We start from the raw sequence: 5,997 nt of genomic DNA, 5'->3' as shown, positions 1-5,997 counted from the left end.
AAGCTTTGCAGTCTTTTCATATTTCTGAGCCTCGTGTCGTGACAGTCGATAAGAATCCAGCTTATCCTATAGCAGTTGAAGAATTGAAAAAAGAAAAAAAGATGCCATTAGGCATCCAACTAAGGCAAGTGAAATATCTCAATAACATCGTGGAACAAGATCATCGGTTTATTAAAAAGCGAGTTCGTTCGATGTTAGGATTGAAATCCTTTCGCACAGCTACATCCATTATTTCTGGAATAGAAGCTATGCATATGGTAAAAAAAGGGCAACTTGTTTTACTGGACATGATATGCTCCCCATTAGGTAGACAGTCAGAAAAAGACTAAGCTACCAGTGTGTTTCGATATTCAATCGGGGCACACTGGTTTAATTTCTTTTGAAATCGTTTATTATTGTAGAACCATATATATTTTTCAATAGCTTGGATCAATTGTTCTTTTGAATGGCACCCTAAAAAATAAGATGTTTCTGTTTTAAAATGAGAAAAGAAAGATTCGATACATGCATTATCTAAACAGACTCCCTTACGGGAATGACTTCCTATCATATTGTAAGTCTTTATACATTGGGAATAGTTCTTTCGCCATAAAAATATCCCATCCAAGTATAGTGTAACATTCCACATTAATAATGTAGTCTTTTTACACTGTCTACCTTAAGGGGATAATATCAATCAGTCTGTCCAAAATCAAAAAGAGTTCATCCACCAAGTGTTTGGACTTATAGCATAAAATACGATTTCACTAGGAATCTACTATTATCCGCGTTCTTCTTCATATATTTGCACCAGAACCCTTTGAAGTCTTCAAAAATAAAATTTAGCTCATTTTTTTGTTTTGGGAGTAACCTGTTTTCTTAGCTTGATGGGTATGTATAGCGACCCAAAATGAGAATTAAAAGGCGTGTATCTAAATATTCTCGATTTTATTTCATTATGTAAAGTAATATTTTATCAGAGTATTCTTACCTTTATCAAAATCAAATGCGTTATAATGCAAATTAAGTGCTATATTTACAAAAATTTATAAGATGGAGGTTAGATTGATGTCTTCAAAAAACGAGCAGAAACCTATTTTAGCATCAGAAACGCAATTAACTTCTTCTACTTTTAAGCATGAAGCATATGATATTTACAAAGAATTACGTGCATATCACCCTGTTTATCCCTTATCTTTAGGAGAACAGTATCAAAGTTGGCTTATAACGAGATATGAAGACGCCATGTCGCTATTAAAAGATGTAAGATTAATGAAAAATATTGAAAATGTGTTTAGCAAAACAGAAGAAGTTAAAGCCCCCATTTCATTAGAAAATAGGAAACTCTTAAGAAAGCATATGCTAAATTCAGATCCTCCTGATCATAGCCGCCTACGATCACTTGTGCAAAAAGCATTTACTCCTCAGATAATTTTACAACTTGAAGATCGAATCCAACATGTCGCTGATACATTATTAAATAAAGTAGAACACAATCATTCTATGAATCTTATAGACGATTACGCTTTTCCTTTGCCCATTATGGTAATTAGTGAAATGCTGGGGATTCCTCTTGAAGACCAATCGAAATTTAGGGTTTGGTCACAAGCGATTATTGATACCCCACATACATTAGAAGATATGCAGGAAAACAATCAAAAATTAGGGGAATTCGCTGAATATATACAGTATTTAGTTAACGAAAAAAGGAAATACCCTGCAGATGATTTAATCAGTGCACTCATAAAGGCTGAAAGCGAAGGAACGAAATTAAATACACAAGAATTATACTCAACAATTACGTTGCTTATCGTTGCTGGACATGAGACGACTGTAAATTTAATTACAAATATGACGTTAGCATTACTTGAGCATCCCATTCAATTACAAAAACTCCGTCAAAATCCTAATTTAATCGATTCAGCAATTGAGGAGACGTTACGATTTTACAGTCCTGTTGAACTAACCACTCTACGTTGGACAGCAGAACCATTTACATTACACGGTCAAAATATTAAACCAAAAGATAGGATTATTATTTCATTAGCATCTTCTAACCGTGACGAAATTTTTTTTCCAAATGCTGATATATTTGACATTACAAGAGAGAATAATCGTCATATTGCCTTTGGTCATGGTAGTCATTTTTGCCTTGGGACACCACTCGCTCGTTTAGAAGCAAAGATTGCTATTCCTACATTATTACATCGTATGCCAAATATACAGATACAAGGTGAAAAAGAACAAGTAAAGTGGAAAGGTAGCTATCTAATGAGGTCATTAGAAGAATTGCCTTTACGATTTTAGTATCGGTTCTGTTGCAAAGTTTCAAAAAGCATAAACAGGTGTTGCTAAATGGGGTACGGAAACGATTCACAGAATAACCCGCCACATTTGAAAAATCCCCCAATTGCGGCGGGTACTTATTATTATACTTTGTTTTGTAGTTTCCTATATAAAGCTGATCTTGAAACATTGGTAATCTCACAAATTTGTTTCACTGTCATATTTCCTTCTTCATACAGCTTAAGTGCATAATTCATTCCAGCATGCTTTTCATGATATTTTTTAACTCGTCCTTGATACTTTCCTTCCTTTTTTGCAAGATCAATTCCTTCGCACTGACGCATGCGAATTAGATCACGCTCCAATTGATTTACTCCACCCATTACTGTCATCAAGAAATGACTATATGGATTTATTGGTTATATCCCAAGACGAAAAAATGAGCAAAACCCTCATAAATAACTGTGAAATAATAAAATTTTCTTCTGAAACTGACCTTTCCTAACCTTAGCTTGATAGCGATGTGGCGGTACCCCTATACTAAATTTCCGTCTCTAAGTGTTAATATCCGATCACATACATCAAGAATTTTCTCATCATGCGTAATCATAATCGCTGCTTTTTGACTTTCTTTTACTTCTCGTTTCATCATTTCGACAACTTCTCGTCCACGTTTTGAATCAAGGCTTGCCGTTGGTTCATCTGCTAATATTAAATCTGGATTATTCATAAAAGCACGAGCAATCGCAACTCTTTGTCTTTCTCCACCAGATAACTGATGTGGATAGTGATTTTTTCTCTGAGATAGTCCAAATACTGTTAGCAAGTGATTCGCACGCGTTTCAGATTCTTTTCGGACTTCTTTCTTTAATTTTGCAATGTATAGTAATTGTTCTTTTACATTTAAATAGGGAACAAGATTAGCGAATTGAAAAATGAACCCGATTTTTCTTAACCGAATATCTGTCATTTCCTTTTCTGATAAATGGGTAATATTTTGCTCATCAATATAAATATTACCTTTTGATGGTGATAATAATGCTCCAGCAATTGATAACAATGTACTTTTTCCTGAACCAGAAGGCCCCACAATACCGATGAATTCTCCAGCCTTCACATCAAGTGAAATTGGATGAAGGGCTGTTACCTCTGTGTCCCCTTCACCATATACTTTACTAACTCTATCTAGTTTCAATAGCGATGTCATTACATGCCCCCTCCAATTGCCTCTAGTGCATCCACTTTTAATACTTGATATAAGGAAATCAGTGTTCCTAGTATACTAATTACAATAAAGATTCCTGCATATTGGCCAATCATTGTCGTTGTCAATAAGAATGGCATACTTTCTGGCAAAATTCTTTGCAAACCTTCTACTAACACAATACTTATAGCCATTGCGACAACAGATAAGAATAATGCTTGCACAACTAAACTATTTGCTAAATACGAATTTTTTGTTCCAATCGCTTTTAGTACACCTAATTGCTGTGTTTTTTGTAATGTAATAACATAGAAGAATACACCGATTAAGAGCGTTGCAATCACGAGTAAGAATGCAATAATCATTGTTAATGAGTTTTGTTGCCCTTTATGGCCTGGAATACTTTGAAGAACTTCGTTTTTCTCTATTACATGTGCATTTTTTACTTCCTTATCAGTACGAAGAGCAATTGCGTTGTAATCCTTTTGGTTCGGTTGTGCAATTTCTCCCCATACATCTTGATTCACATAAACAACAGGTGTATGACTGAACTTTTGACCTTTTGTAAAGCCAGCAATTTTAAATTCTTTTTTAGAAACCGGATCGATAATCATATCTCCAATATCTATGCCTTTTTCTTTAATCGATTCGTCAGCAATCATTTCATTTTGTGCTGTTCCTAATGCATTACCTTTCACAATATTTGGTTCCAAGAATGTTTCACGTTCACTTGCAAATATTGCAATATCAACCTTTTTTGAACTATCCTTCTTTTCATATGTCGAAACTTTCACATGGAATGGTACAGCATCTTTTGCACCAACTTGCTTTACTACATCATCCACATCTTCTTTCTTAATTTGTGAACGGAGCAATGAATTTTCCGCATCATTTGCTAATACAAACTTTTGGGCATCCATATTTTGAATGGAAGAGACAGTATTATACGCTAAACCATTTGCTAATCCAGAAATCACAAGGACTAAAAATGATAATAGAACCATCATAAGCCCGATTAATCCATATTTAAATTTTGATTGTTTTAATTCACGCAGAGCTAAAAACATGCTGCTTGAACCCCCTTATTTATTTCTATTTATCTCTATTTCTTTCTTCTCTTTTACTTCTTGTACTTAACATGGATAAATAACATAGCACAGCAAACAAGCAGGAAATAATGCATATAGTATCCAAACAAACATTAATATTGCAGCAGTTCTGTGATCCATTTGAATCCATTCTTGTAATTGAGTAAGAATTGAACAATTAATAGTGGGATTATATTCTTTTCATCATATTTTCCTTTCTTATTATTATCAAAAACATATATGACTAAAAAAACATATGTTTATAATATTGTTATATTAAAATTTTCACAATGGATATAGTAGTTTTGAAACAAATAATTCACAATTTTAAAGCAACCTTAGGCGTTTTAAGAATGTCGATTCGATATGCATTACTAGGACTACTTTCAAGAAAAAAACAAACTGGTTATGATCTATATCTTACTTTTCAAGAGCAGATCATATATCCTTGGAATTCAAGTCATTCGCAAGTGTATAAAGAGTTATCAACGATGGTCTTGTTACGTTTAAATATATTTATCAAGAGGGAAGTCCAAATAAAAAAGTATATTCTTTAACGAGAGAGGGCGAATAAGCTCTTATTGAGTGAATTATCCATTCAATAACGAATCCACAGCGTATAAAGGATGAGTTTTTGTTAAAATCCTCTAGTTTTCACTTTATTCCAGTTCAAGAGGCGGTTTCTTTATTAGAGAAAGTAATTGAGAGAGAAACGTATATGATGAAGGAAACACAAAAGTGGAAGGACATTCAATTCCCTAACTAATCTTCTATTCAAAAACAGAAAATAGGAGAGTATATTACGGTTGAATATGGGATAAGGTATTCAAAAATGTACATTGAATGGTGTGAATAGGCAATTGAAGTGTTAGAAACATTACAAGAGGGAGTATGAAAAAACCATAAAATTACTGCAGTAGAAGCGATGAAAAAAGTAGGAATGAACAGTAATACATTTTATAGAAGAGTCAAAGAATATGAATCTAGTTTACAACACTCTATTTAGTATATAAATGGTATATTTTGTCTTATTCCCCCTTTTCGGGGGATGGGCAAAAATACCCATACTAATATCAAAAGTTTACATTTGTTTTCACTACAAAAAGAACTTGTAAAAAATACAAGTTCTTTTTAAGATATTGCAAACTGAAGGGCAAAACAAACTATCTTATCAGAAAACTAGGGATTAATATATCTTAAGACTTCTAGGACCTCTTTATTATATAACAGATATTAACATTTTTAGGAGTGATATTTGAATATTGTGTGAATTTTTAGAATGAAAAAAGAGAACTCTTTCATAAGAGTTCTGCAACAGGAAACAGCAATATATAAACAATAAAAAGAATTACTTATAGTATAGGGTTCTGTTGCAAAGTTTTCTACATGAAGCTACACTCTAGAAAACAGGATCTAGGAGAATCAGACATGAGATATTTT

General features: G+C 33.1%; 7 protein-coding genes and 2 pseudogenes. 5 read left to right on the top strand and 4 right to left on the bottom strand.

The annotated features are described in order from the left end of the window. Positions 1-329: DDE-type integrase/transposase/recombinase (locus tag JDS96_RS29410; protein WP_199668950.1), on the top strand; the 329-nt coding region annotated here is incomplete at its 5' end. Here the strand turns inward: JDS96_RS29410 and JDS96_RS33390 are convergent. After that, positions 326-550 carry an IS3 family transposase gene (locus JDS96_RS33390; protein ID WP_199668949.1) on the bottom strand — a complete coding sequence of 75 codons (225 nt, stop codon included), beginning with the start codon at positions 548-550 and terminating at the stop codon, positions 326-328. The genes JDS96_RS29410 and JDS96_RS33390 overlap by 4 nt on opposite strands. 497 nt (positions 551-1,047) lie before the next feature. Here JDS96_RS33390 and JDS96_RS29400 point away from each other — a divergent pair, with 497 nt between their 5' ends. Beyond that, positions 1,048-2,286, top strand: a complete 1,239-nt coding sequence (locus JDS96_RS29400; protein ID WP_199668948.1) for a cytochrome P450 family protein — start codon at positions 1,048-1,050, stop codon at positions 2,284-2,286. Positions 2,287-2,408: 122 nt separating this feature from the next. On the opposite strand, the pseudogene JDS96_RS29395 reads toward JDS96_RS29400, so the two are convergent. The 3 genes and pseudogenes from JDS96_RS29395 to JDS96_RS29385 form a co-directional block, all read right to left on the bottom strand. Next, positions 2,409-2,678, bottom strand: a pseudogene (locus tag JDS96_RS29395) (helix-turn-helix domain-containing protein); the annotation flags it as partial. Between the two features lie 122 nt (positions 2,679-2,800). Continuing rightward, positions 2,801-3,472: an ABC transporter ATP-binding protein gene (locus JDS96_RS29390; RefSeq protein WP_199668947.1), complete on the bottom strand. Its 672-nt coding sequence runs from the start codon at positions 3,470-3,472 to the stop codon at positions 2,801-2,803. After that, positions 3,472-4,536, bottom strand: coding sequence for an ABC transporter permease (locus JDS96_RS29385; RefSeq protein ID WP_199668946.1), 1,065 nt, complete (start codon positions 4,534-4,536; stop codon positions 3,472-3,474). The genes JDS96_RS29390 and JDS96_RS29385 overlap by 1 nt, the downstream gene beginning before the upstream one ends. A 655-nt stretch (positions 4,537-5,191) precedes the next feature. Between JDS96_RS29385 and JDS96_RS33385 the strand changes: the two genes are divergently transcribed. The 3 genes and pseudogenes from JDS96_RS33385 to JDS96_RS33375 all read left to right on the top strand — a co-directional run. After that, on the top strand, positions 5,192-5,323 hold the full coding sequence (locus JDS96_RS33385; protein ID WP_274605978.1) for a hypothetical protein: 132 nt from the start codon (positions 5,192-5,194) through the stop codon (positions 5,321-5,323). A 6-nt stretch (positions 5,324-5,329) separates the two neighbouring features. Continuing rightward, entirely contained in the window at positions 5,330-5,413 is an 84-nt protein-coding gene (locus JDS96_RS33380) for a virulence activator alpha C-terminal domain-containing protein (protein ID WP_374221023.1), read from the top strand. 39 nt (positions 5,414-5,452) lie between these two features. Then, positions 5,453-5,563: pseudogene (locus tag JDS96_RS33375) on the top strand (recombinase family protein); the annotation flags it as partial. Between the last annotated feature and the right edge of the window lie 434 nt (positions 5,564-5,997).

The sequence above is a fragment of the Bacillus cereus group sp. N21 genome (assembly GCF_016483395.1).
Classification (GTDB): Bacteria; Bacillota; Bacilli; order Bacillales; family Bacillaceae_G; genus Bacillus_A; species Bacillus_A pseudomycoides.
The sequence above is the reverse complement of the archived record's forward strand: the minus strand, read 5'-3'. Positions and strand labels throughout refer to the sequence as shown.

Coding starts and splice junctions, on each gene's coding strand:
- JDS96_RS33390 (WP_199668949.1), bottom strand. CDS start 550: ATGATAGGAAGTCATTCCCGTAAGGGAGTCTGTTTAGATAATGCATGT.
- JDS96_RS29400 (WP_199668948.1), top strand. CDS start 1,048: ATGTCTTCAAAAAACGAGCAGAAACCTATTTTAGCATCAGAAACGCAA.
- JDS96_RS29390 (WP_199668947.1), bottom strand. CDS start 3,472: ATGACATCGCTATTGAAACTAGATAGAGTTAGTAAAGTATATGGTGAA.
- JDS96_RS29385 (WP_199668946.1), bottom strand. CDS start 4,536: ATGTTTTTAGCTCTGCGTGAATTAAAACAATCAAAATTTAAATATGGA.